Origin of the sequence: Halobacterium sp. KA-4, from assembly GCF_021028995.1 — an archaeon.
In the GTDB taxonomy this organism is placed as follows: Archaea; Halobacteriota; Halobacteria; order Halobacteriales; family Halobacteriaceae; genus Halobacterium.
In genome coordinates this window covers 60283-86034 of sequence record NZ_JAJJZG010000006.1, presented here as the reverse complement: position 1 = coordinate 86034, position 25752 = coordinate 60283, and the positions used below count along the sequence as shown (strand labels likewise).

The window sequence follows — 25752 nt, the reverse complement described above, 5'->3', positions numbered from 1 at the left end:
TTGCCGTCGTCCCGGTATGGCAGACGACGCTACGGGGACCGCCCCCACCCGGAGCGAGCCCGAGTTCGAGTTCACGCACGACACCAAGCCCAGCGACGCACTCCTCTGTGGGTTCTCCGAATTCGGGCTCGCCGGCCTGACGGCCGCGGACTTCCTCGTGGACCACCTCGAACTCGAACAGACCGGCCACGTCGCCGTCGAGGGCCTCCCCGCGATTACGCCGTTCGAGAACGGGACGCCGCGCCACCACACGCGCTTCTTCTCGAAGCCCGACGTCGACGTCACCGTGCTCGTCGGCGAACTGTTCGTGCCAGTCTCCGTGTCGGGCGCGTTCAGCAGCGCGCTCGGGACGTGGTTGGACGACAACGACGTCCAAGAGACCGCGGTGCTGTCGGGCGTTCCGGTCGCCCACGGCCCCGACGGCCACCGCACGTTCTACATCGCGACCGACGACTACCAGGAAGCCCGCCTCGAAGACGCGGACGTGCCGCCGATGGGCAACGGCTTCCTCGACGGCGTGAACGCGGAACTACTCGCGCACGGCATCGACAGCGACCGCCGGGCGTGCGTGTACACGACGCCGGTCCACGCGCAAGCGCCGGACGTCGAAGCCGCGATTCGACTCGTGGACGCCGTCAGCGACGTCTACGACCTCGACGTGGACACCGCCCCCCTCGAAGCGTTCGCGGCGGAAGTCGCCCAGCACTACGAAGAGTTGAGCGAGCGCGTCCAACGCGCCGACGACGACGAGCAACCCGACGACCGGATGTACATGTAGGCGCGGGCCGCCGGTCGAACGTGTCGCGTCACCGACCGCCGACCGCAGGGTAAAAGAGCGGGGTCACCGTGGGTGGCGGTATGAGCGACGAGGACCTCCGCGAGACGGTCGAACGAGTCGGCGCGGGGTTCGACCTCGGCGAGTACGAAATCGAGGCGTACCTCACGGTGCTACAGCACGGCGAACTCACCGCCAGCGAAATCGCCGACCGCACCGAAATTCCCCAGCCGCGCGTGTACGACACGGTGCGGAGCCTCGGCGACCGCGGGCTCGTCGAGCTCCGCGAGTCCCGGCCGATGAAGGTGGTCGCCATCGACCCCGAGGAGGCGTTCGCGGACCTCCAGACGAACTTCGCACAGATGGTCGCCTCCCTCGAGGAGGCGTACACCACGCCCGCCCGCGAGACGGAGGCGGTGTCGCTGGTGAAGTCCCGGTCGACGATTCTGCGCTACTTCGGCGACGTCATCGACAGCGCGGAGTTCGAACTGGTCTGCTCGCTGACGCCGGGGCTGCTCGACCGCTTCGCGGACGACCTCGCGGCCGCCCGCGACCGCGGCGTCAGCGTCGACCTCGTCGTCACGCCGGTCCGCAACGCCCCCGACCCCGACGACTTCGACTACGGTGAGATCGCCACCACCGCGCGCGGCCGGCGTGGTGTCACCACGCCCGTCGTCGCCGTCGCCGACGGCCAGTACTCCGTCTACGCGACACAGGGCGCGGTCCGCGATGACCCCGAGAAGTACGGCGTCATCTTCAACCGCTCGGCGCTGGGCTTCCTCGTCTCGGGCTTCTTCGGCACCGTCATCTGGTCGACCGCCAACGACACCCTCTACGAGAGCAACGCCGCCGACATCGAACTCCCGCGGACGTACGCCTCCATCCGGCGCTGCGTGAAGGACATCCGGACGCTCGACGGCGACGTGTACGCGACCGTCCACGGCCGCGACGTGCTCAGCGGCGACGCGCGCACGGACCGCGGCCGCGTCGCCGAGACGAAGTTCGAGGAGACCGAGGAAGTTGCAACGCTCGTCCTCGACACCGACGCGGGCCGCGTCGAGATCGGCGGTCGCGTCGCCGCCTACGAGGACGTTGAAGCCCACGAAATCACGCTCGCCCGCGACAATCCGCCGCGGGAGTAGCGTTCTCGTTCGCGTAGATTCGTCGGTACACTTACGCGAACGTCAGCCAGACTCTGGTCTATGACAGACGAGACCACCGTCTCGTTCGTTGAGCGCTGGCAGACAGGTGCCGCCTTCCTGCTGGCGTCGGCGCTCGCCGGCGGGATTCTCGCAGCAGTTCTCGGGAACGCCGATGTGCCCTACGGCGCGCTCGTGGGATTCGTCGGCGGTGCCGTCGTCTGCTTTCTCGTGCTCTCGTACGCGCTGTACGGCCGCTGAATCCTCGCTTTCTCGCGATACGAGGCCCATTATTGGGACGACCGGACGTGCGTCGCCAGCCAACTGACGGCGGAGCCCGTGGCGTAGCCGAGGACGCCGAGGAGGACCGCGAGCACCAGCCCGAAGTTGAGGCTTGTCTTGACGCCGCCGAGGAGTTCGGCGCGGGCGGACCCGTACGCGAACCCCAGCATTCTCGGGGAGGTGTATCGACCGCCGCCCGTCCACTCGCCGGCGACGTATCCGATCAGCGGCGGGAAGACGTACCCCCAGACGCCGACGAGCCACAGCGATCCGATGGTCGGCACGAGACCGGCACCGAGAATCCCGCCGGCGACGGCAATCCCGGGGACGATGACGAGCCAACCCGAGAACTCGTAGAACCTGACGTTCAGTCCGAGCAGAAACGCGACGGACGCGACGCTGACGAGGGTGATAGCGGAGAGAACGACGAGTCGCCGGGGGTGACGGTCACCGGCGAGGTGGTTCCAGACCCGGTCGGCGTCGAGATGCCGCATACCTATTCGTTCGCTGCCACGCCGTTAGCCGTTCCGGCAAGCCTCACGCGCTGCGCCCGCTCGTGCGCTCGCACCCGGCCGGGGTCGCGTGGCGGAACGGGCCAGCCACTCCGATTAAAACTCGCGGACGCCTTCGTCAGTCACGACCGAGTCGAGCAGCCGCGTCGGCGTCGCGTCGTAGGCCGGGTTCTTCACGTCGAAGCCCTCCGGCGGCTCGCGGATGACCTCGCTGGCGTCCCGGAAGTCGTTCTCGAAGCGGAACCCCTCGTCGACGAGCTTCGCGCTCGACCCCGCGACCGTCACGGGCGTCCCCGTATCGTTAGCTGCTGCGGCCAGCGGGTACGTGCCGACGCGGTTGTAGTACGTGTCGTCGACGATGCAGTCCATTCCGAGCAGCACCCGGTCGCACTCCGGGAGGTAGTAGCCCGACGCACCGTCCACGATGAGCGTCGGCTCGATGCGGTCGATGGCCGCCAGCGTCCGCGCGGTCTTCCGGCCGAGGTGTCGGGGTCGGGCCTCCGTCACGTACACGTCGAGGTGCTTGCCGTCCTGCGCGGCCGTCTCCAGCGCCTCCAGCACCGTCGAGGAGTAGTCGTGGGTCAGCAGCGTCTGGCCGTCCTCGACGCGCTCGGCCAGCGTCGCCGCGGCCTCGTGTTTCGCCTGCTCGACGGACTCCACGACATCGTCGATAGCCGCGGCCGTGAGTTCCTTCGCTTCCACGACCGACGCCGGCTCCGCGTCCCGCACCCGCTCGACGATGTCTCGCTGGGTCGTCACCAGCGACGCGTGCGAGGGGTTTGCGCGCCGGAGCGCGTTGCTGTTTCGCTCCAGCGCCCGCACGTACTCCTCGACAGTCGGGTAGTCGTTGTCGATGAGGTCCCGGAGCGCGCGAGCGGCTTTCACGGCGACGACCGAGGAGGAGTGGGTCCGCATCTCGCGAATCTCCTCGGCAGTCTCGTCTATCATACCCGATGCATCCGTGGGTCCGTCCTAATGTCTTCCGGAGTAAGCCACTCGTAAGCCCTCCTCCCCCGCGAACGGCGCTGCGCGCCGCTCGCGGCGTCGTCGCCCTCACAGTCCACCAGGCCGGTATTCGTGGATTTCCACGGAACGCACTCGTCGCACGACGGCGCGACACTCAAACCGCTGGCCGCCCAACTCAGGGTATGGTCGACGTGTCGTACTACTGTCCTCGCTGTGGCGCCGTCGCCGAGCTGGACCGCGACCCCTACCTCGCGGACAAGTCCGTGACGCCGTTCCCGCTGGAGGGGTGGACGTACGTCTCGCCCGCGGACGAGGGCGCGGAACGTAGTTTCGCGGAATCCGCGAGCGGTGACGAACCGCGAGCGTACGAGAGCGATGACGCTGACGGCGTGAAGTTCGTCTGTGGGGCGGACGCTGCGGCGTGGTCACATCCACCCGAGTCAGACGCGGACGGCGAGCCGGGCTGCGGGGAGCCGTTCTACTTGAACTTCGTGCGCTACGAGAATGGCGAGGAAGTCAGCGGGCAACCCGAATCCGAGTACGTGCAGTTGGCGGAAGGCATGGCACCGAGCGGGCCACAGGGACCGAACGGCCCGGGATTCTCGCGGTAACTACCCCTTGATGTTCGCGATAGGGAACGTGCGAACGACGAGGTCGCCGATGTCGAGGGCGTCGGAGACGCCGACGACCTCGTCGACGTCCTTGTAGACGCCGGGGGCTTCCTCGGCGATGGTCTCGCCGGAGGCGGCTTTCACGTAGATTTCGTTCTGCTCGCGGAGGTCCGCTTGCACCTCGCCGCCGCCGTACTCGCGCTTGGCCTGCGTCCGGCTCATCAGGCGGCCGGCGCCGTGTGCCGTCGAGCCGAACGACCGCGACAGCGACTGCGCGCCGCCCTTCAGGATGTAGCTGCCCGCGCCCATGCTGCCGGGGATGATGATGGGCTGGCCGACGTCGCGGTACGCCTTCGGCACGTCCGGGTGGCCGGCGGGGAACGCGCGCGTCGCGCCCTTCCGGTGGACGTAGAGGTCGCGCTGGACGCGGCCGCCGTCGCCGTTGAGGCTGTAGCCGTCCTCGGTGACGTACACGTCATGAGACTCCTTCTTCGCGATGTTGTGCGCGACGTCGTACAGCAGGTCCATCTCCAGGGCCTGCCAAGAGGTGTCGAAGACGTCCGCGAATGTCTCGCGGACGGCGTGCGTGATGAGTTGGCGGTTCACCCACGCGAAGTTGATGGCGGCGCACATCGCGCCGTAGTAGTCGTCGGCGAGCTCGGAGCCCGCGGGTGCCGCCGCGAGGTCCTTGTCCGGGAGGTTGTCGGTGAAGTCCGGATACTCCTGTTCGATGCGCCGGAGGTAGTCCGAGCAAACTTGGTGGCCGAGCCCGCGCGAGCCACAGTGAATCAGGACGACGACCTGATCCTCGTCGAGACCGAACGCGTCGGCGGTCTCGTCGTCGTAGACGTCGGTGACGCGCTGGATTTCAAGGAAATGGTTGCCCGAGCCCAGCGACCCCATCTGGCTCGCGCCGCGGTCCTTGGCCTTCTTCGAGATGGCCGAAGGGTCCGCGTCCGGGCGGCGGCCTTCGTCTTCGCAGTGCAGGAGGTCCTCGCGCACCGCGTAGCCCTCTTCGAGACACCAGTCGACGCCGCGTTCGAGCGCGGCTTCGAGGTCGGTGTGCGTGCCGTCGTGGACGCCACCGCCGCCGAGCCCGCAGGGGACGGCGTCGAACAGCGCGTCCACGAGTTCCTCCTCGCGGCCGCGGACGTCCTCGTAGGTGAGGTTCGTCTTCACCATCCGGACGCCGCAGTTGATGTCGAAGCCCACGGCTCCGGGCGAGATGTAGCCGTCTTCGGCGTCGAAGGCCGCGACGCCGCCGACCGGGAAGCCGTAACCCTGGTGGCCGTCGGGCATGCAGAGCGCGGGCGCGACCACGCCAGGCATGCAGGCGACGTTCCGGAGTTGCTCGAGGGTTTTGTCGTTCTGGATGTCTTCGAGCAGCGTCTCGTTGGCGAAGATGCGCGCGGGTACCCGCATCTCGTCGTCGCGTTCGAGCTCCCAGACGTCGTCCTCGACTTCTCGGAGCGTGACGCCGTCGGCGTCGAACGTGTTCATACTCGGCGATGGGCGCGGAGCCCGGGAATACGTTTCGTCTGGGCGCTACTCCGTCGAGGTGGCCAGCGGCGAGTACTCCGAGACCGCGGCGAGCCGTTCGTCCAGCGAGAGCGGGCCGCCGCCGGTGACGAACAGGGCCGAGGAGAGCCCAAACAGCGTGATGTGCGCGAGCACGGGGTCGTCCGGCAGCCCGAACAGCGTCGTCGTCAACACGACGAACGCGACCGCGGCAGTCGCGCGCGTGAACAGCCCGACGAACAGGCAGATGCCGACGGCGAGTTCGGTGAGGCCGGCGCCGACGACCCACATACCGGGGTCGACGGGGACGACCGCCGTGAGATCGTACTTGTCGACGACGGCCAGCGCCATCCCGGGGTTCGCGAGTTTCTCCCAGAACCCTAGCAGCGCGAAGTTGAAGCCGACACCGAGCCGGATGACCGTCGGCGCGTACTGCTCGTAGGGACCGACAATATCGTTAAACTTCTCGACGAGCGGATGCAGCGGGTCGAAGCGACCGTAGATTGTCCCTCTCGCGGCGGCGACCTGTTGGAGCAAGTGGTCGGCGCTGGGGCGGCCGGCGCCCAGCAGGAGCACGCCGAGGAATCCGCCGATGTACTCGCTGGCGAGCACGAGCTCGGGGCGGAGCACGAGCCCCGTGAGGTACGCCAGCAGGCCGACGAGCGCGACCGCGCGGGTTGCCAGCCCGAACAGGAGGAAGAAGCCGATGAGGACCTGGAGGATGCGCGTCGGCGCTTCGACCGACGGTGAGAAGAAGTAGCCCGCGAACCCCGCGCCGACCAGCGGCAGGCCGACCGCGAGTCGGAGCATCCACGGCAGGAACGCGTGGTAGTCCTCGAGCGTGCTGCGGAGCGCGCGCACGTCCGCCGCTGCCGGCTTGTACTTGATGTACGCGACCATGCCGGCGACGACCGAGAGCGCGCCACCGAGCAGGAGCACGGCGTTCAACGGGTTCGAGAGCACCTCCACGAGGAACTCCACCGCGCGAACCGTCGGCGCGCCCTCGACGACGTAGTCGACGTGACCGAGACCTGTGCCTGTGAACATACGGTCGCCAACGCGTCGCGAACGCAAAAAGGTCGGCCAGTCCGGATTAAACGTCGAAGACGACGTACGCGTGCCACCCGCCTGCTTCCTCGCGCTCGGAGAGGTCCATCTCGGAGTACGTGACGGCTTTGAGGTCGCGGGCGTGGACCTCGTTCAGCGGGACGCCGAGTGCACTCGCCTCCACGACCCACTCACCGCCTTCCTTGCTGACCGTGGCGTCGTGGTCGACCGGGAGGACGTTGCGCACGTCGCGCTCGTAGATGAGGCGGTCGAGGTAGTCGAACAACAGCGCCTCACGGTTCTCGGCGCGCTCCTCGAACGTGAACCGGCTCCCCGTGTCCGGCGTCTCCTCGGTCATCGCCGCCGCCATGCCCTCGGCGACCGCCGCGAACACGTTACCGAGGCTGTCCGCGGTCGCTTCGACGGCGACGTCGGCGGTGTGTTCTCTGAGCTCGTAGCTCATTCGCCGTCCTCCGGCGTCTGCGTCGGCGCGATTTCCTCGCCAGTCAGCCGTTCGAGGCGCTCCCGTGAGAGCCCCTCGGTCGCGCCTGCCTCGGAGGACACCGCGACGCCCATCGTCACGACCGCGCGCATCCCCTCCTCGACGCTCATGTCGACGTCCATCACGCGCTCGGCCGGGACGTGCGTGAGGTGGCCGCCCATCACGGGGTTCGGCGCGAGCGGCAGGAACAGCGTCAGCATCTCCTCGTGGCCGGCGGCGTCCTCGATGGCGCTCGGCGTCTCTGTCGTCAGGAATCCGAGCGTGTACGCGTCCTGATGGGGGAACTCCACGAGTTTCACGGACTGGAAGTTGTCCGCTTCGCCGTCGACCATCACGTCGCCCATCTGCCGGAAGCTCTTGTAGACGGCACCTACGCCCGGGATGCGTTCCAGCGCCGCGTCGAAGTACGCGAGCACGCGCTCTCCGGATCGGAACGACGCCGCGAACCCGACGAGAACCGTGATTGCGACCACCACGAACACACCGACGAGGTCGACGATCATCTCGGAGGCGTTCGGCGCGACGTTCGTGCTGTTCAGCACCTGTGCGAGCGGCTCGAGGAGGTCGTCGACGACGCCGACGGCGATAGAGAGCACGTACAGCGTCACGAGCAGCGGTACGACCACCGTGACGCCCGTGAGCGCAGCCTCGCGGACGCGGTCGTACGCGGACTCGCTGGCGCGCTGCATCGCCTCGCCGTCGGGGCGGCTACCGCCTAGCATCGTTCGCGGAGACGCCGACGACGCGTGAAAGGGTTTCGGCGTCCGCCGACGGTGGAATTATATTCGCTGGCCTGCTACCCCCTCTCAGTGAGCGTCACAGTCGACAAGCGCGTGGTTCCACCGGGGCGCGACCAGCACCTCGACGAAGCGTGGGACCTCAAAGAGCGCATCCGGGAGGACGAAGGCCTCCTCAAGCAGCGACGCGGGTTCTTCGCGAACGCCTACCGTCGCTCGACGGTCTACTGTTTCCTCGACGGCGACGACATGGTTGGCTTCGCGGCGGCGCGCTCGGACGGCTATATCTTGTTTCTCGCGGTCGCCCCCGAGTACCGCGGCGAAGGCTACGGCGAACGACTCGTCGCGCGCGTCACGGAGGACGCCGGGAAAGCCTCGTGTCACGCCCGGCAGAGCAACGAGAGCGCGGTCTCGTTCTACGAACACCTCGGCTTCAGCGTCGAACGCGACATCTCGAACTACTACGAGGACGGCGAGGGTGCCTACTACCTCCGCCTCGGCGACCGCGCCCGCATCCGGGATCGGATTTCTGAACTGCTGCGTGGACGGTAGTTCTCGCGTCTGACTGTGTAGCCCGCTTTTCGCGTAGCTACCGCTTCGACAGCGACGTCGGGGCTTTTCGGGCGTCGAAAATAACGTCCGCTCTACGTCCTGCATCATCACACAGACGAGAGAGACGACACGCATTTACCCGCGGTCGGCGTACGCGTTTCCCGCTATGGAGGAACGGACCCGCGCGTATCTCCGGGGGCGCTTCGGCGACTTCTATCGCCGCTCGGAGGTACAGCTCCCGCCGCGTGCCGACGACCGCGAGTGGGGGTACATTCCGTGGACGTCGGGGCCGGACACGACGATGGTTCGGCACAAGTCCACGCTCGATTTGGGGAACACGTCGGCGTTCCTCGAACGGGAGCGACCCCGCCACGTCTACTTCTCGGCGGGGTTCTACGAGACGCCGGGTGCGTCGACGATGGAGCAGAAGAACTGGCTGGGGTCCGATTTGGTCTTCGACCTGGACGCCGACCACTTGCCGAGCGTGACGCTCGGCGAGGACACGTACGCGCAGATGCTCGCGAAGTGTAAGGACGCGCTCTACCGACTGTTGGATTTCCTCGAACGCGACTTCGGCTTCGAGGACCTCACGGTGACGTTTTCCGGCGGCCGGGGATACCACGTACACGTTCGTGACGAGGGCGTTCACGACCTTGAACGCGAGCAGCGCCGGGAAATCGTGGACTACGTGCGCGGGAACGAACTCGAACTCGACTCGCTCGTGCGCGAGGAGACCGTCGAAGGACTCGGATTGAAGAATCCGACGAACAAGCGCGTGCTCCCCGCTGACGGCGGTTGGGGGCGTCGGGTCACCGAGCGCCTCGGCGAGTTCGCCGACGACCTACTGGAGCGCGGCGAGGACGACGCCGTCGAGTACCTCTCCGGAATGGAGGGCGTCGGCGAGAAGTCCGCGCGCGCTATCTACAACGCCGTCGCGAATAACACCGAGGCGGTGCGCGCGGGAAACGTCGACGTGCATCCGGCATTCCTGAAGGTTGCGCGAAAGTACGTCGCGGAGACCGTCGAGGCGGAGAACGCGCCCATCGACGAGCCCGTGACGACGGACACGAATCGCCTGATTCGGCTGCCCGGGACGCTGCACGGTGGGAGCGGCCTGGAGGTCCAGCGGCTCACACGGGAGCAACTGGACGACTTCGACCCGCTGGTGGACGCCGTCCCGGAGACGTTCGTCGGCCACGATATCACCGTCGACGTCCAGGAGGAGCGCACGCTGGAACTGCTCGGGGAAACGCTTACGGTGCGACCGGGCGTCGTCTCGGTCCCAGAGTACGCGGGCGTCTTCCTGATGGCCCGCGGCACCGCGGAGAAAGCCAAGCAATGAACCTCGAAGACTTACGGGCGGCCCAGACTCGGGAGCGCGCGACCGACGGCCTCCAGGAGCTTCGGGACTCGTTCTACGCCGACGTCGCGGAGTACATCGCGGAGCTCAAGGACCGCCGGGAGGCCGCCGCGAGCGCGGCCGACGACCCGTTCGGCGACCCCGAGGTCCAGGAGCTCACGGACAAGGTCGAGACTGCCGAGCAGGTCGCGGAAGCCATCTACGAGCGCCGCATGGGCAAGCTCGTCAAGCAGGCGAGCCTCGCGGCTGCGGGGATGCCCGACGACGCAGAAGGGCTTACCGACGAGGAGCGCGCCCTGTACGGCGACCTCGTCGAGCGTATCGAGTCCAACAAGAATCACGTGCTCGACGTCATCTCCGGTGACGCCGAACCGACGAGCACCGAGTCGGAGAGCTCCGAAACGGGACCGCTCGGCGACGCCGCCGACCAGACGCCGACAGACCGGACGCCCGAATCCGCCGAGGATTCGTCTGCGGCGGCCGCGATGGGTGGGGGACTCGACGACGCGGACGCGGAGCCAGCCCCCGAGCCGGACGCTGGCGAGGACTTACCCGAATCAGACCGCGTGCCTGCCGAACCGGAGCCACCCGAAGCCATCGCCGAAAACCTCCAACGCGTCGCCGACGACGAGGAGGCAGTCGAGGACACGGAGTCCGACGAGGACGTGACCCGGACGAAGGTGCGCGTGACCGACGACGTCGGCGAGATTTTCGGCGTGGACGAACGCCCGTACACGCTCGAAGCCGAGGACATCGTGACGCTCCCCGAGGAGAACGCGAAGCCACTCGTCGAGAAGGACGCCGCCGAGAAACTGGACTAACAGCGGCTCGCCGGGCTTAGCGCCGAAACTGTATTCTATCGAGAATAGCGTCGCGGCTGCTCAAGCGGGGTGAACAGCAAAGGAGTGGGTAAGTCAGCAGCATACGCGCGGCAGAGCTGCGCGTTTCACCGCTCGCTACGGCGAGCGGGCTTTTTTAGCGTAGATTTTTGCAAGCGGTGGCGCGCTTCGCGCGCCGAGCGCTGCAAAAAGGTACTATTGGAACGCCCCGGGGGTCGTGGGTTCTTCTTCCTCGGGGGTGGCTGCCTTCTCGAATTTTCCTTCGAGTTCTTCGTACTGCTCGCGGACGTCTTCGTCGACGCTCGGCGTGATGTCCGAGAGCGCTTCCTCGAAGTGCTCGGCGGTGATGCGGACGTTACCGACGGATTCGATGGCTTCCTCGGGGTCGACGGAGTTGATGAACTCCCGGGTGGCGTTCATCGTGGCTTCGCGGACGAGCGCTTCGATGTCCGCGCCGACGAAGTTCCCGGTCTCGCTGGCGAGGTAGTCGAGGTCGACGTCGTCGGCCAGCGGCTTGTTCCGCGTGTGGACTTCGAGGATGGCGCGGCGTGCGTCCTCGTCCGGGACGGGAACGTGGACGTGGCGGTCCAGGCGGCCCGGACGGAGCAGCGCGCTGTCGATGAGGTCGGGGCGGTTCGTCGTCGCGACGACGACCACGTCCTCCAGTTCCTCGATGCCATCCAGTTCCGTGAGGAGCTGGCTGACGACGCGTTCGCCGACCCCGGAGTCGCCCATGTTGGAGCCACGTTCGCCGGCGATGGAGTCGATCTCGTCGAAGAACACCACCGTGGGGGCGTTCGCGCGTGCCTTCTCGAAGACCTCGCGGACGCCCTTCTCCGACTCCCCGACGTACTTGTTGAGGAGTTCGGGCCCCTTCACGGAGATGAAGTTCGAGTTGGCCTCGTTGGCGACTGCCTTCGCGAGCAGCGTCTTCCCGGTGCCCGGCGGGCCGTACAGCAGGACGCCCTTCGCGGACTGGAGGTCCATGGACTCGAAGACCTCGGGGTAGTCGAGCGGCCACTGGATGGTCTCGCGGAGGCGTTCTTTGGTGTCTTCGAGGCCGCCGACCTGGTCCCAGGTAACGTCCGGGACTTCGACGAACACTTCGCGGAGCGCGGAGGGTTCGATGCCCTTCAGCGCGGCCTTGAAGTCGTCCTCGGTGACCTGGATGGATTCGAGGAGTTCGGCGTCGATTTCGTCGGCTTCGAGGTCGATTTCCGGACGGACGCGCCGGAGCGCGTTCATCGCAGCTTCCTTCGCGAGGCTCTCGATGTCCGCGCCGACGAAGCCGTGCGTGGATTCGGCGAACGCGTCGATGTCGATCTCCTCGGCGAGGGGCATGCCGCGCGTGTGGACCTGGAGAATCTCCTTGCGGCCCTCCTTGTCCGGGACGCCAATTTCGATTTCGCGGTCGAAGCGGCCGCCGCGGCGGAGTGCGGGGTCGATGGCGTCGACACGGTTGGTCGCCGCGATGACCGTGACGTCGCCGCGCTCTTCGAGCCCGTCCATGAGGCTCAGCAGCTGGGCGACGACGCGGCGCTCGACGTCACCCTGCGTCTCGCCGCGCTTGGGCGCGATGGAGTCGATCTCGTCGATGAAGACGATAGCGGGGGCGTTCTCCTCGGCCTCGTCGAAGACTTCGCGGAGCTTCTCCTCGCTCTCCCCGTAGTACTTCGACATGATTTCGGGGCCGGAGATGGTCTGGAAGTGCGCGTCGATTTCGTTGGCGACGGCCTTCGCGATGAGCGTCTTCCCGGTACCTGGCGGCCCGTGGAGGAGCACGCCTTTCGGCGGCTCGATGCCGAGTTGCTGGAACAGCTCGGGGTGGCGCATCGGTAGTTCGATCATCTCGCGGACCTGTTCGAGTTCGCGGTCGAGGCCACCGATGTCCTCGTAGGCGACGTTCGGGGTGCTGTCGCCGCCTTCGCCGGCCGGAGCGCCCGCGGCGATTTCCTCGGCGGGCTGCTCGGAGACCTGAATCTCGGTGTCGTTGCTCACGACGACCGTGCCGTCGGGGTCCGTGTCAGCGATTTTGACGGGAATCTGTTGCCCGGAGACCGTGCTCATCCCACCGAAACCGAAGGAGATGGGGATGGTCTGTCCGGTGGTGACGGGGCGGCCGCTCAGGCGGTCGCGCACCATCGGCGTGATGTCACCACGCACGCGGAGGTTCTGCGGGAGCGCGACCGTGACGGCGGTCGCGGGCTTGATGTCGGCGGGTTCGACGGCGACGTTGTCGTCGATGCCGACGTCGGCCTCCTGGCGGAGGCGACCGTCGATGCGGACGATGCCCTCGCCTTCGTCTTCGGGGTAACCCGGCCAGACGCGAGCGACGGCGCGACCCTGGTCGCTGCTGAGGACGACGTAGTCGCCGTTCTCGAGGTCGAGTTCGTCCATCGCCGCGCGGTCGATGGCGGCCAGTCCACGGCCTGCGTCCTTCTGCTTGAGCGGCTTGACCGTGAGTTTCATCGTTCCACCTCGACGGTGACGATGCCGTTGTTGATAAGCGCTTTCGCGACCGTGCCCGCGGGCACGTCGAATTCGTGTTGGTGCGGCTCGTCGTCGGTTTCGACGACGAGGATGACCGTTTCGTCGACGATGTCGATCGAGACCGCATCGTCGGCGACCCCGAGGTCCGCGACGAGGACGGTTTCGTCGCCGTAGTCGAACCGTCGTGCCGGCGCGTCGAGTTGCTCGGTGAAGGATTTCGGGTTCATCTAACTAACGTAAAGTTACCCGTGCACACTTATAAACTTACCGGCGATCGGTGGGGGACGGTTCGGCGATGGTACTACAGGTAGAATTGCGGTTCACACCTCCGTAGGTGTTTTGGCGCTGGTCGCCCTCGCCGGAATCATGCAGACGGTCACCCATGACGGCCGTACGACCGCCTACCGTATCGAGGACCGCGGGGGCAGCGGAACGCCGCTACTCTGCGTCCACGGCAGCGGCGGCACGCACGCAGTCTGGAAGGCACAACTCGCACGCCTGTCGAGCGAGCGCCCAGTCGCCGCCCTTGACCTCAGCGGCCACGGCGAGAGCGACGACGTGGACACCGAGCCCGGCCCCGAGACATTCGCCGCGTACGTCGAGGACGTGCGTGCGGTTGCCGACGAGGTGGACGCTGGCGTGCTCGTTGGGAACAGCCTCGGCGGCGCTGTCGCCCTCACCGCCGTCCTCGACGCGGCGTTCGACGCCGACGCCGTCGTGCTCGCGGGCTCCGGCGCGAAACTCTCGGTGCTCGACGAACTCCGGGACTGGCTGGCCGGCGAGGGCGACGGCTTCGACCGTGCCGTCGAATTCCTCCACCGGGAGGACATGCTCTTCCACGACCCCAGCGAGCGCGAAGTCGCCTTCTCGAAGGACGCGATGCGCGAAGCCGGCCGCGAGGTCGTCGAACGCGACTTCCTGTCCTGTCACACCTTCGACGTCCGCGACCGCCTCGACGAAATCGAGACGCCCGTGTTCGCGCTCACGGGCGAGTACGACCGCCTCACGCCCCCACAGTACCACGAGTACGTCGCAGAACACGTGCAAGACGGGGCGTGGACGACCGTCGACGACGCCGCCCACCTCGCGATGCTGGAAGCGCCCGAAGCGTTCAACGACGAAGTCACGTCGTTCCTCGACGAGCGAGGGCTTTGACTGGCGCCGTCCCGGCGGCCGCGCGCGGTTGGTGTCGTCTGTCCCCCTGAAGGCACTTTACGCTGGTCGCGGTACTCCTCGTCATGAAGCGGCGAATGGTCCTCGCCACGGCTGCGGTCCTCGGATCGGGCGCGTTAGCGGGTTGTCTCGGCGGAAACTCGGCCCCCGCGAACGAAACGACCACGGGCTCGCCGACGACGGACGCGGTTCCGCCAGACTGCCAGCCGCTCCCGGACGTCGAAGGCCTGCCCGCCAGGCCCGAGTCGCTGACCGCCGACAGCGTCGCATCGTACGTCGAACAGTTCGAGACTACGTACGCTGTCGCCGAGAACGAGGAGTACGAGGACGCCACCATCGCGCGGACGTCCGACGTCCAGCAGGCGGACGGCCGCTACGAAGTCGCGCTCGACGTCGAAATCGAGTTGGCGACGAGGGGGACGGAGGCCCCCGCGGACGCCACAGAGTACCGCGCGAGGTACCTCGTGTACGAGAACCGGCTGGTGCGCGAGCGCCGCGGCGTCGCCGGCGGCCGCGTCCTCTCCAGGCAGTGCTGGACGTCCGAGGCAGCGTGACCGCGGGCGTCAGTACAGGTCGTCGACGTCCTCCTCGACGTGACTGTGCTCCTCGGCGGGGAACTCCCCCGACTCGACGGCGTCGACGTAGCCCTCGACGGCATTCTCCATCTCCGTTTTGACGTCCCCGAACCGTTCGGCGAACGGCGGACTGCGCTCGGAGAGCCCAATTGCGTCGTCCACGACGAGCACCTGGCCGTCTGTACCTGGGCCGGCACCGATGCCGATGGTCGGGATGTCGAGGGCGTCCGTGACGTCGCTGGCGACGTTCGCGGGGACGTGTTCGAGCACGAGCGAGAACGCGCCCGCATCCTCGTGCTCGCGCGCGAGATCGAGAATACGTTCGGCGGCGCTCTGGTCGGTTCCCTGCCGGAAGTAGCCGCCGAGTTGGTTGACGTGCTGGGGAGTCAGCCCGAGGTGGGCCATCACGGGAATCCCGAGGTCCGTCAGCCGGTCCGTGAGTTCGACCGTGTGCGGGCCGGATTCAAGTTTCACCGCGTCGGCGTTCGCCTCCTTCAGCATGCGGCCGCAGTGCTCGATGCTGTCGGCTTCGTCCGCGCCGAAGCTCAGGAACGGCATGTCCGCGACGACCACGGCGTCCTCGGTGACGCGGGACACCGCGCCGGTCGCGCTCGCGATTTCGTCGACGGTCACGGGCACCGTGGTGTCGTAGCCGAGCTTCGCGTTGCCCATACTGTCGCCGACGAGAATCACGTCGACGCGCGCGTCGTCGACGACGCTGGCGGTCGGCGCGTCGTACGCAGTCAGCATCGTTATCGGCTCGTCGCCCGCGTTCCGGCGGACGTCTCGGACGGTCGGCATACTTCGTGGTCGCGCCGGCGTCGTGATAAACGTACGCGAACCGGGCCGCACAACGGGGAAGTTATGCCGGGGGCCACCGTGCTCTCGCGTGTGCCGGAGCTACAGGAAGAGACCGACCCGGAGGGCGTCGACTACGGCTGGGTGATGCAGACGACGTTCGTGCTCACTATCGTGGTCGGCGCACCCACAGTGGTCGCCCTGTCGCTGTTCTACACGCTACCGACGTGGGCCGCGCGAGTGTCGTTCGCGGTACGCGTCGGCGCGGTCGTCTGGCTGTTGACGGCGCTCGCGACGTACTGGTACGCGCGCCGGAACGTCGAGGAGTAGCTACGCCCAGCGGAACGACGTGCCTGCGCGCTCGGCAGTCACTTCGTCCGAGGCCGAGTCACCGACGAACAGCGCGTTCTCGGGCGCAACGCCGAGTTCGTCCAGCACCCACGTCAGCGCCCGCGGGTCGGGTTTTCGCGCGGGAACCGTGTCGCGACCCGCGACCACGCGGAACGAGTCCAGCAAGTCGTGGCGCTCCAGCGCGGTGCGGCACGCGTCCTCTGCGTTCAGCGAGCAGACCGCCGCGGGCACGTCGAGGCCCGCGAGCTCGTCCGCACCCGGCAGTCGCTCCGCGCGGGTCGCGCCGTCGCGCTCGTGGCTCGCGATGAGGTCGTGGACGTCGCTCCCGATGCCCGCGTCCTCGGCGGCGTCCAGCATCTCCCACATGTCGTACGCGCTGGGGTCGACGCCCGCTTCGCGGAGCCGCGCGGCGACCTCGCGTTCGACGACCGCCCAGTCGACCGCGAGCCGGACGAGCGTTCCGTCGAGGTCGTAGACCACTGCCTCGTAGTCAGTCACGACTCCGCGTAGGCTGTCCCGATGGTTAGCAACTTCGGTGGGTCAGTCGACGAAGCCGAACCCCTCTTCTTCGAGTTCGTTGCTGACGTGGCCGCTGCCGCGGTCCGTAATCACGTAGTAGTCGTCGGTGTCAGCGAACGTCCGCACGAAGTTGTCCTCGTCCAGTTCAGCGAGTGCGGCGTCTACCTCGACGGCGGTCGGCGCGTCGTCGAGTACGGCGTCGAGGTTCGTTGAGACCACGTCCGCGGTGATGGCGACGCCCGCCTGGTGGAGCACCCGCAACACGGGTTCGACGACGTCGCGCTGCCAGTCCTCGGTGTCGGTCATGTCCGGAGCGTCGGCGCGCTCGCCCAAAGGTGGTGCGGCCGCTCAGTCCAGTAGGCCGCGCGCGATGACCTCCTTCTGAATCTCGGAGGTCCCCTCGTAGATGGTCGTAATTTTGGAGTCGCGGTAGAACCGCTCGACGTCGAAGTCGGTGGTGTAGCCGTAGCCGCCGTGAATCTGGATGGCCTCGTTGGTGACGTCGACGGCGGCCTCGCTGGCGAAGTACTTCGCCTTCGCCGCGGCGTCCCGGTGGTCCTCGCCCGCGTCGGCTCGCCGGGCGGCGTCACGCGCGAGCAGCCGCGCGGCCTGCGTCTGCGTCTCCATATCCGCGAGTTTGTGTCGAATCGTCTGAATCGCCGAGAGCTTCTGGTCGAACTGCTCGCGCTGGTCGGCGTACGAGAGCGCAGCGTCGAGGCCGGCCTGCGCGAGCCCGACGGCCTGCGACGCGATGCCGATGCGGCCACCAGTCAGGATGTGCAGCGCCGCGGACATCCCCTTGCCTTCCTCGGTGAGCCGGTATTCGGCGGGAATCCGGCAGTCGTCGAACAGCAACGCGGTGGTGTCGCTGGCGCGCAGGCCGAGTTTGTCCTCCTTCTTCCCGACCTCGATGCCGTCGGTGTCCTTGGGCACGAGGAACTGCGTTATCTTGTCGTCGTCGCCGTCCACCTTCGCGAAGACGATGGCGACGCCGGCGCGCTGGCCGTTCGTAATCCACTGCTTCTTCCCGTTCAGCACGTACTCGTCACCGTCGCGGACGGCTTCGGTGGTCATCTGCGCGGGGTTCGAGCCGGCGTCGGGCTCCGAGAGCGCGAACGCGCCGACGGGCCGGCCGTCGGCCATCTCCGGCAGCCACTCCGACTTGAGGTCGTCGCTGCCAAACTCCGCGATGCACGACGTCGCGAGGCAGTGCACGGAGAGCGCAGTCGCCACCGACAGTGCGCCGTACGCGACCTCCTCGTTGACGACGCTGTACGTGAGGCTGTCCACGTCCAGGCCGCCGTACGCCTCCGGAACGGTCATCGCGGTCATCCCCATCTCGGCGAGGCCGTCCCAGACGTCCTCGGTGAACTCTTGCTCGCGGTCGGCGTCGGCCGCCGTCGGGCGAATCTCTTCGGTCGCGAAGTCCCGGACGGCGTCCCGAATCTGGCGCTGCTCGGCGGAGAGGTCCATACGCCACCAACGCGTCTCGCCTGAAAAAAGATGACTAATTCCCGGCCGCCGCCGCGACCAGGCCGCGTTCGGCTTACTCGTCGCTGAGTTCCACGTCTAGGCGCGCTTCGAGCGCCGCGACGACCGACCCGCCGACGCTCGCCTGCGTCGCGCGTGCCTGCTCGACCGCGAGCAGGTCTGACTCGTCGATGTCGAGTTCCTCGGCGAGTTCCTCGCGCTGGAGGCCGGCCTCCTGGCGCGCGCGGACGACGCGCTCGCCGTAGTCCGAGACGAGGTACGGGAGCTGGTCGCGCTCGTAGTCGGTGCCGTTCTCCTCCCAGTGACTGGAGTCGCCGGTCGCCTGGTCGAGCGCGCGGGCCGTGTTCTGTGCGGCCTGCTTCTTGCGTTCCTGGTCCTCGTCCGGAGTCCGGTCGGGGCTCTCGTCGTGGCTGCTCGCGCAGTCGGGGCAGACCGTGAGCTCCGCCCCCGCGACGTCCGCGGTATGGAGGGAGTCGGCGGACGACCCGCAGAGCTCGCAGGTCTGTCCGCCCCCGCCGCCGCTGGCACCGCCGGTCGAATACTTCGGCATACCCTGCCGTATGGAGGTGCCGACATTTTAATACCCCGCTTGCCGGCCGTAACCGCCAGAAATCTCGCGGGCGACAGTTAAGTACCCGCGGCGTCAGCGCTCCCGTATGCCCGCCGACTTCGCTGACAGCGTCTACCTCGCCTCGCTGACCAGCGAGGACCTCACCGACGCCTTCGGGAAGGGGTACGCGACCGCCGCGGAGCCGCCCGCGGTCTCGGACCTCCTCCGCAGCCTCGCCGACACGCACGCGTGGGCGACCCGCAACACGGACGTCCTCACGGCCCTCGACCGCGGCGACTACGTCTTCTTTCACCACGAGTTCGGCCTGCGCTGCGTCGGTCAGGTGTGGGCGACAACCGCAGACAGCAGCGAGGTCGCCCGCTATACTGATATCGAGGAGCCCGCAGGCGAGTGGGGCGTCGTCACGCTCACGAACGTCCAGCCCGCCCTCGACCACGTGTCGTTGCTCTCGCTGGGGATGGACGACGCGCGCCGCGACGACTCACTCTACCGGCTGCCCGAGGCCGTCGCCGCGGACCTCCGCGTGGAGTACACGACGCCCGCCCGCCTCGTCGAGGACGCGGTCGCCGACCCGCTTGCGTTCGATGTCCCGCCCGGCGGGACGCCCGGGGACCGCCGGCCCGACCCCGAACCGTTCGAGGCGAGCACGTCGGCCGTCACCGGAACCGAGACGCTGCTCGACGCCCACCTCGACGCACTCGACGGCGTCCGTGCCGTCGCGTGGCGCGTGCTCGGCCTCACGGCGTTCCTGCTCGCCGCGACGCTTGCGGTCGTCGCGGTCTTCCGCCCGCCAACCGGCTCCCGAATCGTGCTCACTGGCACCGTCAGCGTCGGCGTCGCTGCGGTCGCCGTCGGCACGGCTATCGCGGCAGGCGTGGCCGTCCACGCCGCCGTCGCGCCACGACCCGGGCTCGCCGCGTTCACGCGCGAGCAGACCGCGGCCGTCCAGCGCGCGGGCACCAGCGAATCCCACGGGGACGCCGCGACACACGTCGCGGGGAAAGTCGAGGCGTTCTGCACGCACCTTGCCGCCCGCACGCGCCGGGTCGGGTTCGCCGTCGCGGCCGCCACCGTCACCGTGCTCGTCGGCTGCGTCTACGTCGCGTACGGACTCGGCGTGCAGGTGTCGCCCTCGGTCGAACCCCTCTCGACCGTCGCACTCGCGGGCTTCCCGGTGCTCGTCGTCAGCGCAGCGCTGGTCGTCGTCCGCCACCACGTCCGCGCGGTGCTCCCGGAGCGCTCGACGGATGCGTCCGGGGGTGGTCCGTCGAGTCCTGAAGCCTCCTTCGGAGAGCGCTTGGACGGCCTGAAGCGCCGTGTCTCGGGACTTACTGGGCGATTCCGCTGACGAACTGGGTCGCGAAGGAGTTGTTCTCAGACGTTTGGAAACAGGGGGGTTCATTTACCCGGAGCGAGCATACGCTCAGGTAGCGATGACCGCCAGTGAGGAGTTCACCTTCGTCTGCCCGAGTTGCGGGGAGTCCATGGAGGTCAACCCCGCGATGCGGGACGCCCTCGTCGAGAACGGGTGCGTCGTCTGCGGGGCTTCGGTCACCACCGAGGCGTTCTCCCCCGTCGACACACCCGAGTAACGACTCCGTTCGACGGGTCGCTCCTCGCTGGCAGTACGCGCGCCCGCGGCGCGTGTCCGGGTTTTCCGCACTCCAGATAGGCAAGTATAAAGATACTGCCGAACAAGCACGACATGTCTACGATGGCCCTGGAGAAGCAGACCGAGATGACGCAGTCGGACACCGACGCGCTCCTCGGCCGCCACGAAACCGGCGTGCTCTCGCTCGCCCGCGACGACGACCCGTACGCGATCCCCATCTCCTACGGGTACGACGCCGACGACCGCACGTTCTACCTCCGCTTGGTCTCCACGCCGGAGAGCGAGAAACGCGAGTTCCTTTCCTCGAACCCCGACGCCCGCCTCGTCGTCTACGAGGAGGACGAACCCACCTACAAGAGCGTCGTCGTCACCGGCACGCTCACCGAGATTTCCCGCGACGAGATGACCGTCGAGCACGTCGAACAGTACGGCGAAGCGAAGCGCCCCCTGTTCGAAATCTGGGGCGAAGCCAAGCCCGACCTCGACATCAAACTGTACGAACTCCGCGCCGACACCATCAGCGGCCGCCACATCGAACTCTCCGAGCGCCACGACTGACCGCGCTGCTTCTCCTGGACCCACGCTTTCCCGCCGCGATAGACCCGCACGCTCAAGTACGGAGCCAGCCAACGGGCTGCTAATGTCTGGCGGGATTCGCGTCACCGTCGAGTTCCCCGCGCCGGCGGTCTGCCCCATCGCCGACCTCTCCGAGCGCGCCAGCACCACCATCAGCGACGTCTCCACGAGCGTCGCGGCCGCCGATTCCGCGGACTGCGTCACGGAGTTCCTCATCGACGCCGACGCCGTCCCGGAGGACTACGACGACCCAGTCTTCGAGTACGCCGACCGCCACCTCTACCGCGTCACCCACGACACCGACGCCGACTGCCCCTGCGTCTGCTTGGGCGAGTTCGACACGCCCGTCGACCGCTTTTTTGCGCACTCGGGCGACCTCGAAGTCGTCTTCCACGCCGAGAGCTTCGACCAGCTCCAGACCATCGTCGGCGAGTTCCGCGACCGCTACCCCGAGGTCGACATCCAGCGCCTCGTCCGCGCGCCCACCGGCGGCGCGCCCCGCGATACGGTGTTCGTCGACCGCGGAAAGCTCACCGAACGCCAACTCGAAGTCCTCCAGACCGCCTACGACATGGGCTACTTCGCCCAACCCCGCGAAGCCAACGCCACGGACGTCGCCGACGAACTCGACATCACGCCGTCGACGCTCACTGAGCACCTCACCGCCGCCCAGCGCAAGCTCTTCGCAGACGTGCTCGAAGAGGGTTCCTGACTGGCCTCGTTACGCTGCGAGCGGCCCGCTCCGCCCATCTTACTTAAACCCCCCTCGATACCGGGGTCGTACACTCCTCCCCCCGGAGTGCATTCTACGAAATATGAGTCAGAGTCAGCTGCCCGCCGGCATCCGCACCGACTGCGACGACGGTCCCACCACGCACACGGACACCGAGGACGTCCAGAACGTTCTCGACGCGCTTGACGACGCCGACTGCCGGACGATTCTGGAAGCCACCCGGGACGCCACGCTCACCGTCGGCGAAATCTCCGAACAGTGCGACCTCCCCCAGTCGACAGCCTACCGCAAGGTCGACATTCTCGCGGACGCCGGCCTCCTCGAAGAGTCGCTGCGCGTGCGCCGCTCCGGCAAGCACGTCAGCGAGTACGACTGCGGCGTCGAGGACGTCACGCTCTCCGTCGACGCGAGCGGCGTCGCCCTCACCGTCGACCACGTTGACACCGACGCAAGCGCCACGTTCGCCAACTCCCTCTCCACCCAGACGAATGTCGCAGACGACTGACCGACACAGTCGGTTCGCGTCGTTGTTCGTCGACCTCACCGGCACGGAGACGATTACGCAATCCCAGCGCGACGCCGACTCCCGGCGCGTCGAAGCCGCGGACGAACGCGACGTCGCAGACTACGTCGCCGACGCCACCCAGCAGAGCGGCCTTGACGACGCCATCGACGACCCCGAGACCGACAACTGACTCTCTTCCTGCCGGCCGCGGCGCTGGCCAACTCGCGTATACGCCAACGACAGCAGCGCTGCTGTCGAGTGTTAGGTCAGCAGAATTTTGCGTGGGTGATGTCCCAGAGGGGATATCACCGTGCATCGCGTTGCCTCGACGACGAAGCCGTCTCGGCGTCGGTGGACTTTGTCCACCCTAGCGATGCGTGGGACCGGATTTGAACCGGCGAACCTCTACAGGACAGCGCCCTCAACGCTGCGCCTTTGGCCTAGCTTGGCTACCCACGCTCGCTACGTGCGTTTGCAATCCACCGTACCCGCCGACCAATTAAAACCCCTACGATTTGGCCGTCCCCTGCGAGTCGCCGACACGGAAACCGCTATGGGGCGCGCGTCCGAACCGCCGACCATGACAGACGGGTTCGCGCGGCGGCACGTTCGCTCGCTGACCGCGGTGCTCTCGGTGGCGTCGCTCGCGCTCGTAATCGCCGCCGTCCGCGGGTTCGTCCCCGCGTCCGCGGTGCCGCACGCGCCGGACGCGGTTCTGCACGCGCTCCCGACCGTGAACGCCGCGCTCAGTGCGGCCGCTATCGTCACCATCGCCGTCGGCTGGCGTGCGATTCAGAACGGGGACGTGAAGCGCCACAAGGCCGCGATGTTGACGTCGACGCTGCTGTTCGTGCTGTTCCTCGCGTTCTACCTCTACCGTATCGTCGTCGAGGGGACGACGGGATTCGCGGGCCCGGACGTCATCTACACGTACGTCTACCTCCCGATTTTGATTGTCCACATGGGACTGGCGATGGTGTCGATTCCGCTGGTCTACTACGCGCTGTTGCTCGCGGGCAACCGCCCGGTGAACGAGATTCCGGCGACGAAGCACGCGAAGGTCGGTCGCGTCGCGGCGTCGCTGTGGCTGGTGTCGTTCGCGCTCGGCATCGTCGTCTACCTCCTGTTGTACGTGCTCTACTGACTCCGGTTTCGCACCCACGCGGGCGGCTCGACAGTCGTCGCGTTCGACCACGTCACGTCGAGCGTCCGCCGCCCGACGGCCGTCGTCGTGTTCTGGTCGCGAACCGTGGACAGCGAGAGCACGCGCCCGCTGGCTGCGACCTCCAGCGTCGCGGCGTTCCGCGAGGGGTCGTCGTCGCTTAGCGTCGTCTCGTCAGCGCTCAGCGTCGTCACGGTCCGGCCGTTCCGTCGCTCGGTCCCGACGACCTCGAAGTCCAGTGATTCGAGCGCAGCCCGGAGCGGCTGCGCGCGAACCACGCGCTCGACGACGATTGGTGCGTCGCCCCGGCGCTCAACGCGGACCGAGGTCTCGTTCTCGTACGCGATTCGCTCCAACACCGTCGTCTCGTTGGCGTACACCTCGTAGCGCTCCGGTGCGGTCTCGTTCCCACTGACGCGAACGCCCCACGAGACAACGTGAATTCGAGTCAGATTGGGCGTCGAACGAGCCGTCGCGTTCGTCTCGACTGTCCGTGGTTCGCCGCCGATTCGCACCGTCGTCGTGCCGTTCGACGTGACGACAGCGCCGTACGTGGTGACGTGGTCGCGGTGCGCGTCGACAAGCGCGGACGCGTTCGAGACGCCGTCCGCCGTCACGCCAGGCGGGTACGGCGTCGTTTCGGTCGAATCGTCGGGGAGGGGAGCCGGGCCCTGACCGATACAGCCAGCGAAAAGTAACACGAGGACGACGGCGACCTGGAGGGCGAACCGCATACTCGGCGGGTCGTCGCCTCGCGTAAAAGGTGCTGTGGCGCTCAGTCGTCGGCAGGCGCTTCGACAGGGTGGTCAATTTCGCGGTCGGTGGCCTCGCCGGGGATGTCGTAGGGGTACTCGCCGGTCACGCAGCCCGCGCAGAGGTCCGCCTCCGACCGGCCGATTGCGGTCGTGACGGCGTCCAGCGAGAGATACGAGAGGCTGTCCGCGCCGATCTGGTCGGCGATTTCGCTGGCGGTCTTGTCGGCGGCGATGAGCTCGTCACGAGTCGCCATGTCGATGCCCATGTAGCAGGGCGCGCTGATGGGTGGCGCGCCGATGCGTACGTGGACTTCCTCGGCACCGGCCTCCCGGAGGAGGTCGACGAGCTGGCTGCTCGTGGTGCCGCGGACGATGGAGTCGTCGATGACGGTGACCGTGCGGCCCTCGACGGTGGATTTGATGGGGTTGAGTTTGAGGCGGACGGCCTGCTCGCGGGCCTCCTGCGTGGGCATGATGAACGTGCGGCCGACGTAGCGGTTCTTCATCAGGCCCTCCGCGAATTCGACGGTCGCACCGTCGTTCTGTCCGGCTTCGGCGTACCCGGAGGCGAACGCGCGCCCGGAGTCCGGGACGGGCATCACGACGTCCGTGTCGACGCCGTTCTCAGCCCAGAGCTGGCGGCCGAGTTCGCGTCGCACCTCGTAGACGAGTTCGTCGTCGATGACGGAGTCCGGGCGCGCGAAGTAGACGTACTCGAAGAAGCAGTTCGCGGTGTTCTCGGCTTCGACCAGCTGGTGGGAGTCGTAGCCCTCGCCGTCCTCGTGGAGGACGACCAATTCGCCGGGCCGGACGTCCCGAACTAGTTCGCCGCCGAGCGTGTCGATGGCAGCGGACTCGCTGGCGAGCACGTAGCCGTCGTCGAGTTCTCCGAGAACGAGGGGGCGGTTTCCGAGCGGGTCGCGCACGCCGAGGACGGTGTCGTCGTGCATGATGGTCAGCGAGTATGACCCGTGGACGCGGTTCATCGTCGTCTCGACGGCGGCGACGAGGTCGTCGTCGAGGAGGTTGCGCGCGAGGTCGTGAGCGATGACCTCGGTGTCGCCGTCGCTGGTGAACGCGTGCCCGCTGCTGGCGAGGTCGTCGCGGATTTCGTCGGCGTTGACGAGGTTACCGTTGTGGCTGAGCCCGAGCGCGCCGCCCTTGAACGAGACGGAGAACGGCTGCGCGCAGGACTTGTCGACGCTGCCCGCGGTCGGGTAGCGCACGTGGCCGATACCGGCGCTGCCGACGAGGCCCTCGATGTCGGACTCGTCGAAGGCCTCGCCGACGAGGCCCATGCCGACGTGCTGGTGTTGCTGGAAGCCGTCGTGGGTGACGATGCCAGCGGACTCCTGGCCGCGGTGTTGGAGCGCGTACAGCGCGTAGTACGTCGGGAAGGCGGCGTCGCGCTCGGCGAGGGAGACGCCGACGACGCCGCACTTCTCTGTGGGATGGTCGAACTCGGGGCCGTCCTCGCGCCCGGGTGACATGGACGCTCCTACCCCGGCAGGCAGGGTAAAACTTCCGCAACCGTGTCGAACTCGCCGCGACACACAGTCGTTGTATACACGAACGTGCTAACTGTGGGTTGGCGTGCTATC

General features: G+C 67.6%; 32 protein-coding genes and 1 tRNA gene. 17 read left to right on the top strand and 16 right to left on the bottom strand.

Features of this window, described 5'->3' with window-relative positions; all coding sequences use genetic code 11:
- Window positions 1–16 precede the first annotated feature (16 nt).
- From LPA44_RS08140 to LPA44_RS08130, 3 genes are all read left to right on the top strand, one after another.
- Window positions 17–778 carry a proteasome assembly chaperone family protein gene (locus LPA44_RS08140; RefSeq protein ID WP_230889083.1) on the top strand — a complete coding sequence of 254 codons (762 nt, stop codon included), beginning with the start codon at window positions 17–19 and terminating at the stop codon, window positions 776–778.
- Between the two features lie 80 nt (window positions 779–858).
- Entirely contained in the window at window positions 859–1917 is a 1059-nt protein-coding gene (trmB, locus tag LPA44_RS08135) for an HTH-type sugar sensing transcriptional regulator TrmB (RefSeq protein WP_230889082.1), read from the top strand.
- A 60-nt stretch (window positions 1918–1977) separates the two neighbouring features.
- Complete coding sequence (locus LPA44_RS08130) at window positions 1978–2175, top strand: hypothetical protein (protein WP_230889081.1); 198 nt, start codon at window positions 1978–1980, stop codon at window positions 2173–2175.
- Window positions 2176–2204: 29 nt separating this feature from the next.
- On the opposite strand, the gene LPA44_RS08125 is transcribed toward LPA44_RS08130, so the two are convergent.
- Window positions 2205–2690, bottom strand: a complete 486-nt coding sequence (locus tag LPA44_RS08125) for a hypothetical protein (RefSeq protein WP_230889080.1) — start codon at window positions 2688–2690, stop codon at window positions 2205–2207.
- A 114-nt stretch (window positions 2691–2804) separates the two neighbouring features.
- On the bottom strand, window positions 2805–3656 hold the full coding sequence (locus LPA44_RS08120; protein WP_230889079.1) for a translation initiation factor eIF-2B: 852 nt from the start codon (window positions 3654–3656) through the stop codon (window positions 2805–2807).
- A gap of 200 nt (window positions 3657–3856) precedes the next feature.
- Between LPA44_RS08120 and LPA44_RS08115 the strand changes: the two genes are divergently transcribed.
- Window positions 3857–4285: a hypothetical protein gene (locus LPA44_RS08115; RefSeq protein ID WP_230889078.1), complete on the top strand. Its 429-nt coding sequence runs from the start codon at window positions 3857–3859 to the stop codon at window positions 4283–4285.
- Here the strand turns inward: LPA44_RS08115 and LPA44_RS08110 are convergent, their stop codons facing one another.
- Genes LPA44_RS08110 through LPA44_RS08095 form a run of 4 tightly spaced genes read right to left on the bottom strand, consistent with a single transcriptional unit; the run spans window position 4286 to window position 8074 of the window.
- The gene (locus LPA44_RS08110; protein WP_230889077.1) at window positions 4286–5785 is read right to left on the bottom strand and encodes an RtcB family protein; all 1500 of its coding nucleotides are present in this window, start codon (window positions 5783–5785) and stop codon (window positions 4286–4288) included.
- A gap of 45 nt (window positions 5786–5830) precedes the next feature.
- Complete coding sequence (locus LPA44_RS08105; protein WP_230889076.1) at window positions 5831–6850, bottom strand: DoxX family protein; 1020 nt, start codon at window positions 6848–6850, stop codon at window positions 5831–5833.
- Between the two features lie 46 nt (window positions 6851–6896).
- Window positions 6897–7313 (bottom strand): archease, encoded by a 417-nt coding sequence (locus tag LPA44_RS08100; RefSeq protein WP_230889075.1) that lies wholly within the window; start codon window positions 7311–7313, stop codon window positions 6897–6899.
- Window positions 7310–8074, bottom strand: a complete 765-nt coding sequence (locus tag LPA44_RS08095; RefSeq protein WP_230889074.1) for a DUF502 domain-containing protein — start codon at window positions 8072–8074, stop codon at window positions 7310–7312. The genes LPA44_RS08100 and LPA44_RS08095 overlap by 4 nt, the downstream gene beginning before the upstream one ends.
- An 87-nt stretch (window positions 8075–8161) precedes the next feature.
- Here LPA44_RS08095 and LPA44_RS08090 point away from each other — a divergent pair, with 87 nt between their 5' ends.
- The 3 genes from LPA44_RS08090 (at window position 8162) to LPA44_RS08080 (ending at window position 10822) form a co-directional block, all read left to right on the top strand.
- A complete protein-coding gene (locus tag LPA44_RS08090; RefSeq protein WP_230889073.1) occupies window positions 8162–8641 on the top strand; it encodes a GNAT family N-acetyltransferase in 480 nt (159 codons plus the stop codon).
- 166 nt (window positions 8642–8807) lie between these two features.
- The gene (gene priS / locus LPA44_RS08085) at window positions 8808–9983 is read left to right on the top strand and encodes a DNA primase small subunit PriS (RefSeq protein WP_230889072.1); all 1176 of its coding nucleotides are present in this window, start codon (window positions 8808–8810) and stop codon (window positions 9981–9983) included.
- Entirely contained in the window at window positions 9980–10822 is an 843-nt protein-coding gene (locus LPA44_RS08080; protein ID WP_230889071.1) for a DNA replication complex subunit Gins51, read from the top strand. Before priS ends, LPA44_RS08080 begins: the two co-directional genes overlap by 4 nt.
- A 213-nt stretch (window positions 10823–11035) precedes the next feature.
- Here the strand turns inward: LPA44_RS08080 and LPA44_RS08075 are convergent, their stop codons facing one another.
- Together LPA44_RS08075 and LPA44_RS08070 are read right to left on the bottom strand one after the other, a co-directional pair.
- A complete protein-coding gene (locus LPA44_RS08075; RefSeq protein WP_230889070.1) occupies window positions 11036–13309 on the bottom strand; it encodes a CDC48 family AAA ATPase in 2274 nt (757 codons plus the stop codon).
- Window positions 13306–13557 carry a DUF7127 family protein gene (locus tag LPA44_RS08070; RefSeq protein WP_230889069.1) on the bottom strand — a complete coding sequence of 84 codons (252 nt, stop codon included), beginning with the start codon at window positions 13555–13557 and terminating at the stop codon, window positions 13306–13308. The genes LPA44_RS08075 and LPA44_RS08070 overlap by 4 nt, the downstream gene beginning before the upstream one ends.
- Window positions 13558–13696: 139 nt before the next feature.
- Between LPA44_RS08070 and LPA44_RS08065 the strand changes: the two genes are divergently transcribed.
- The gene (locus LPA44_RS08065) at window positions 13697–14485 is read left to right on the top strand and encodes an alpha/beta fold hydrolase (protein ID WP_230889068.1); all 789 of its coding nucleotides are present in this window, start codon (window positions 13697–13699) and stop codon (window positions 14483–14485) included.
- Between the two features lie 83 nt (window positions 14486–14568).
- Window positions 14569–15057, top strand: coding sequence for a hypothetical protein (locus tag LPA44_RS08060; protein ID WP_230889067.1), 489 nt, complete (start codon window positions 14569–14571; stop codon window positions 15055–15057).
- A 9-nt stretch (window positions 15058–15066) separates the two neighbouring features.
- Here the strand turns inward: LPA44_RS08060 and panB are convergent, their stop codons facing one another.
- Entirely contained in the window at window positions 15067–15879 is an 813-nt protein-coding gene (gene panB, locus LPA44_RS08055; RefSeq protein WP_230889066.1) for a 3-methyl-2-oxobutanoate hydroxymethyltransferase, read from the bottom strand.
- A gap of 90 nt (window positions 15880–15969) precedes the next feature.
- On the opposite strand from panB, the gene LPA44_RS08050 reads away from it, so the two are divergent.
- The gene (locus LPA44_RS08050; protein ID WP_230889065.1) at window positions 15970–16206 is read left to right on the top strand and encodes a DUF5822 domain-containing protein; all 237 of its coding nucleotides are present in this window, start codon (window positions 15970–15972) and stop codon (window positions 16204–16206) included.
- On the opposite strand, the gene LPA44_RS08045 is transcribed toward LPA44_RS08050, so the two are convergent.
- The 4 genes from LPA44_RS08045 to LPA44_RS08030 all read right to left on the bottom strand — a co-directional run bounded on the left by LPA44_RS08045 (window position 16207) and on the right by LPA44_RS08030 (window position 18787).
- The gene (locus LPA44_RS08045; RefSeq protein WP_230889064.1) at window positions 16207–16725 is read right to left on the bottom strand and encodes an HAD family hydrolase; all 519 of its coding nucleotides are present in this window, start codon (window positions 16723–16725) and stop codon (window positions 16207–16209) included. It abuts the gene before it with no gap.
- 42 nt (window positions 16726–16767) lie between these two features.
- On the bottom strand, window positions 16768–17052 hold the full coding sequence (locus LPA44_RS08040; protein ID WP_230889063.1) for a hypothetical protein: 285 nt from the start codon (window positions 17050–17052) through the stop codon (window positions 16768–16770).
- Between the two features lie 42 nt (window positions 17053–17094).
- Window positions 17095–18219, bottom strand: coding sequence for an acyl-CoA dehydrogenase family protein (locus LPA44_RS08035; RefSeq protein WP_230889062.1), 1125 nt, complete (start codon window positions 18217–18219; stop codon window positions 17095–17097).
- A 73-nt stretch (window positions 18220–18292) separates the two neighbouring features.
- Window positions 18293–18787, bottom strand: a complete 495-nt coding sequence (locus LPA44_RS08030; RefSeq protein WP_230889061.1) for a helix-turn-helix domain-containing protein — start codon at window positions 18785–18787, stop codon at window positions 18293–18295.
- 106 nt (window positions 18788–18893) lie between these two features.
- Between LPA44_RS08030 and LPA44_RS08025 the strand changes: the two genes are divergently transcribed.
- From LPA44_RS08025 to LPA44_RS08000, 6 genes are all read left to right on the top strand, one after another.
- Entirely contained in the window at window positions 18894–20156 is a 1263-nt protein-coding gene (locus tag LPA44_RS08025) for a hypothetical protein (protein ID WP_230889060.1), read from the top strand.
- Between the two features lie 85 nt (window positions 20157–20241).
- Window positions 20242–20400, top strand: coding sequence for a DUF7560 family zinc ribbon protein (locus LPA44_RS08020; protein WP_230889059.1), 159 nt, complete (start codon window positions 20242–20244; stop codon window positions 20398–20400).
- Window positions 20401–20522: 122 nt separating this feature from the next.
- A complete protein-coding gene (locus LPA44_RS08015) occupies window positions 20523–20978 on the top strand; it encodes a pyridoxamine 5'-phosphate oxidase family protein (RefSeq protein WP_230889176.1) in 456 nt (151 codons plus the stop codon).
- An 82-nt stretch (window positions 20979–21060) separates the two neighbouring features.
- A complete protein-coding gene (locus LPA44_RS08010) occupies window positions 21061–21708 on the top strand; it encodes a helix-turn-helix domain-containing protein (protein WP_230889058.1) in 648 nt (215 codons plus the stop codon).
- Between the two features lie 103 nt (window positions 21709–21811).
- Window positions 21812–22234, top strand: a complete 423-nt coding sequence (locus LPA44_RS08005; protein WP_230889057.1) for a winged helix-turn-helix domain-containing protein — start codon at window positions 21812–21814, stop codon at window positions 22232–22234.
- Window positions 22218–22424, top strand: a complete 207-nt coding sequence (locus tag LPA44_RS08000) for a hypothetical protein (protein WP_230889056.1) — start codon at window positions 22218–22220, stop codon at window positions 22422–22424. Before LPA44_RS08005 ends, LPA44_RS08000 begins: the two co-directional genes overlap by 17 nt.
- Window positions 22425–22608: 184 nt before the next feature.
- Here LPA44_RS08000 and LPA44_RS07995 read toward each other — a convergent pair.
- Window positions 22609–22693, bottom strand: a tRNA-Leu gene (locus LPA44_RS07995).
- Window positions 22694–22814: 121 nt separating this feature from the next.
- On the opposite strand from LPA44_RS07995, the gene LPA44_RS07990 reads away from it, so the two are divergent.
- Window positions 22815–23378, top strand: coding sequence for a DUF420 domain-containing protein (locus LPA44_RS07990; RefSeq protein ID WP_230889055.1), 564 nt, complete (start codon window positions 22815–22817; stop codon window positions 23376–23378).
- Here LPA44_RS07990 and LPA44_RS07985 read toward each other — a convergent pair.
- On the bottom strand, window positions 23372–24130 hold the full coding sequence (locus tag LPA44_RS07985) for a hypothetical protein (protein WP_230889054.1): 759 nt from the start codon (window positions 24128–24130) through the stop codon (window positions 23372–23374). The two genes, LPA44_RS07990 and LPA44_RS07985, sit on opposite strands and share 7 nt — an antisense overlap.
- A 41-nt stretch (window positions 24131–24171) precedes the next feature.
- Window positions 24172–25641 carry an amidophosphoribosyltransferase gene (gene purF, locus LPA44_RS07980; RefSeq protein WP_230889053.1) on the bottom strand — a complete coding sequence of 490 codons (1470 nt, stop codon included), beginning with the start codon at window positions 25639–25641 and terminating at the stop codon, window positions 24172–24174.
- Between the last annotated feature and the right edge of the window lie 111 nt (window positions 25642–25752).

Bases quoted from the DNA above. Each gene is read 5' to 3' on its own strand.
- LPA44_RS08140 (WP_230889083.1), top strand. From the start codon at position 17: ATGGCAGACGACGCTACGGGGACCGCCCCCACCCGGAGCGAGCCCGAG.
- trmB (WP_230889082.1), top strand. From the start codon at position 859: ATGAGCGACGAGGACCTCCGCGAGACGGTCGAACGAGTCGGCGCGGGG.
- LPA44_RS08130 (WP_230889081.1), top strand. From the start codon at position 1,978: ATGACAGACGAGACCACCGTCTCGTTCGTTGAGCGCTGGCAGACAGGT.
- LPA44_RS08125 (WP_230889080.1), bottom strand. From the start codon at position 2,690: ATGCGGCATCTCGACGCCGACCGGGTCTGGAACCACCTCGCCGGTGAC.
- LPA44_RS08120 (WP_230889079.1), bottom strand. From the start codon at position 3,656: ATGATAGACGAGACTGCCGAGGAGATTCGCGAGATGCGGACCCACTCC.
- LPA44_RS08115 (WP_230889078.1), top strand. From the start codon at position 3,857: ATGGTCGACGTGTCGTACTACTGTCCTCGCTGTGGCGCCGTCGCCGAG.
- LPA44_RS08110 (WP_230889077.1), bottom strand. From the start codon at position 5,785: ATGAACACGTTCGACGCCGACGGCGTCACGCTCCGAGAAGTCGAGGAC.
- LPA44_RS08105 (WP_230889076.1), bottom strand. From the start codon at position 6,850: ATGTTCACAGGCACAGGTCTCGGTCACGTCGACTACGTCGTCGAGGGC.
- LPA44_RS08100 (WP_230889075.1), bottom strand. From the start codon at position 7,313: ATGAGCTACGAGCTCAGAGAACACACCGCCGACGTCGCCGTCGAAGCG.
- LPA44_RS08095 (WP_230889074.1), bottom strand. From the start codon at position 8,074: ATGCTAGGCGGTAGCCGCCCCGACGGCGAGGCGATGCAGCGCGCCAGC.
- priS (WP_230889072.1), top strand. From the start codon at position 8,808: ATGGAGGAACGGACCCGCGCGTATCTCCGGGGGCGCTTCGGCGACTTC.
- LPA44_RS08080 (WP_230889071.1), top strand. From the start codon at position 9,980: ATGAACCTCGAAGACTTACGGGCGGCCCAGACTCGGGAGCGCGCGACC.
- LPA44_RS08075 (WP_230889070.1), bottom strand. From the start codon at position 13,309: ATGAAACTCACGGTCAAGCCGCTCAAGCAGAAGGACGCAGGCCGTGGA.
- LPA44_RS08070 (WP_230889069.1), bottom strand. From the start codon at position 13,557: ATGAACCCGAAATCCTTCACCGAGCAACTCGACGCGCCGGCACGACGG.
- LPA44_RS08065 (WP_230889068.1), top strand. From the start codon at position 13,697: ATGCAGACGGTCACCCATGACGGCCGTACGACCGCCTACCGTATCGAG.
- LPA44_RS08060 (WP_230889067.1), top strand. From the start codon at position 14,569: ATGAAGCGGCGAATGGTCCTCGCCACGGCTGCGGTCCTCGGATCGGGC.
- panB (WP_230889066.1), bottom strand. From the start codon at position 15,879: ATGCCGACCGTCCGAGACGTCCGCCGGAACGCGGGCGACGAGCCGATA.
- LPA44_RS08040 (WP_230889063.1), bottom strand. From the start codon at position 17,052: ATGACCGACACCGAGGACTGGCAGCGCGACGTCGTCGAACCCGTGTTG.
- LPA44_RS08035 (WP_230889062.1), bottom strand. From the start codon at position 18,219: ATGGACCTCTCCGCCGAGCAGCGCCAGATTCGGGACGCCGTCCGGGAC.
- LPA44_RS08030 (WP_230889061.1), bottom strand. From the start codon at position 18,787: ATGCCGAAGTATTCGACCGGCGGTGCCAGCGGCGGCGGGGGCGGACAG.
- LPA44_RS08025 (WP_230889060.1), top strand. From the start codon at position 18,894: ATGCCCGCCGACTTCGCTGACAGCGTCTACCTCGCCTCGCTGACCAGC.
- LPA44_RS08020 (WP_230889059.1), top strand. From the start codon at position 20,242: ATGACCGCCAGTGAGGAGTTCACCTTCGTCTGCCCGAGTTGCGGGGAG.
- LPA44_RS08015 (WP_230889176.1), top strand. From the start codon at position 20,523: ATGGCCCTGGAGAAGCAGACCGAGATGACGCAGTCGGACACCGACGCG.
- LPA44_RS08010 (WP_230889058.1), top strand. From the start codon at position 21,061: ATGTCTGGCGGGATTCGCGTCACCGTCGAGTTCCCCGCGCCGGCGGTC.
- LPA44_RS08005 (WP_230889057.1), top strand. From the start codon at position 21,812: ATGAGTCAGAGTCAGCTGCCCGCCGGCATCCGCACCGACTGCGACGAC.
- LPA44_RS08000 (WP_230889056.1), top strand. From the start codon at position 22,218: ATGTCGCAGACGACTGACCGACACAGTCGGTTCGCGTCGTTGTTCGTC.
- LPA44_RS07990 (WP_230889055.1), top strand. From the start codon at position 22,815: ATGACAGACGGGTTCGCGCGGCGGCACGTTCGCTCGCTGACCGCGGTG.
- LPA44_RS07985 (WP_230889054.1), bottom strand. From the start codon at position 24,130: ATGCGGTTCGCCCTCCAGGTCGCCGTCGTCCTCGTGTTACTTTTCGCT.
- purF (WP_230889053.1), bottom strand. From the start codon at position 25,641: ATGTCACCCGGGCGCGAGGACGGCCCCGAGTTCGACCATCCCACAGAG.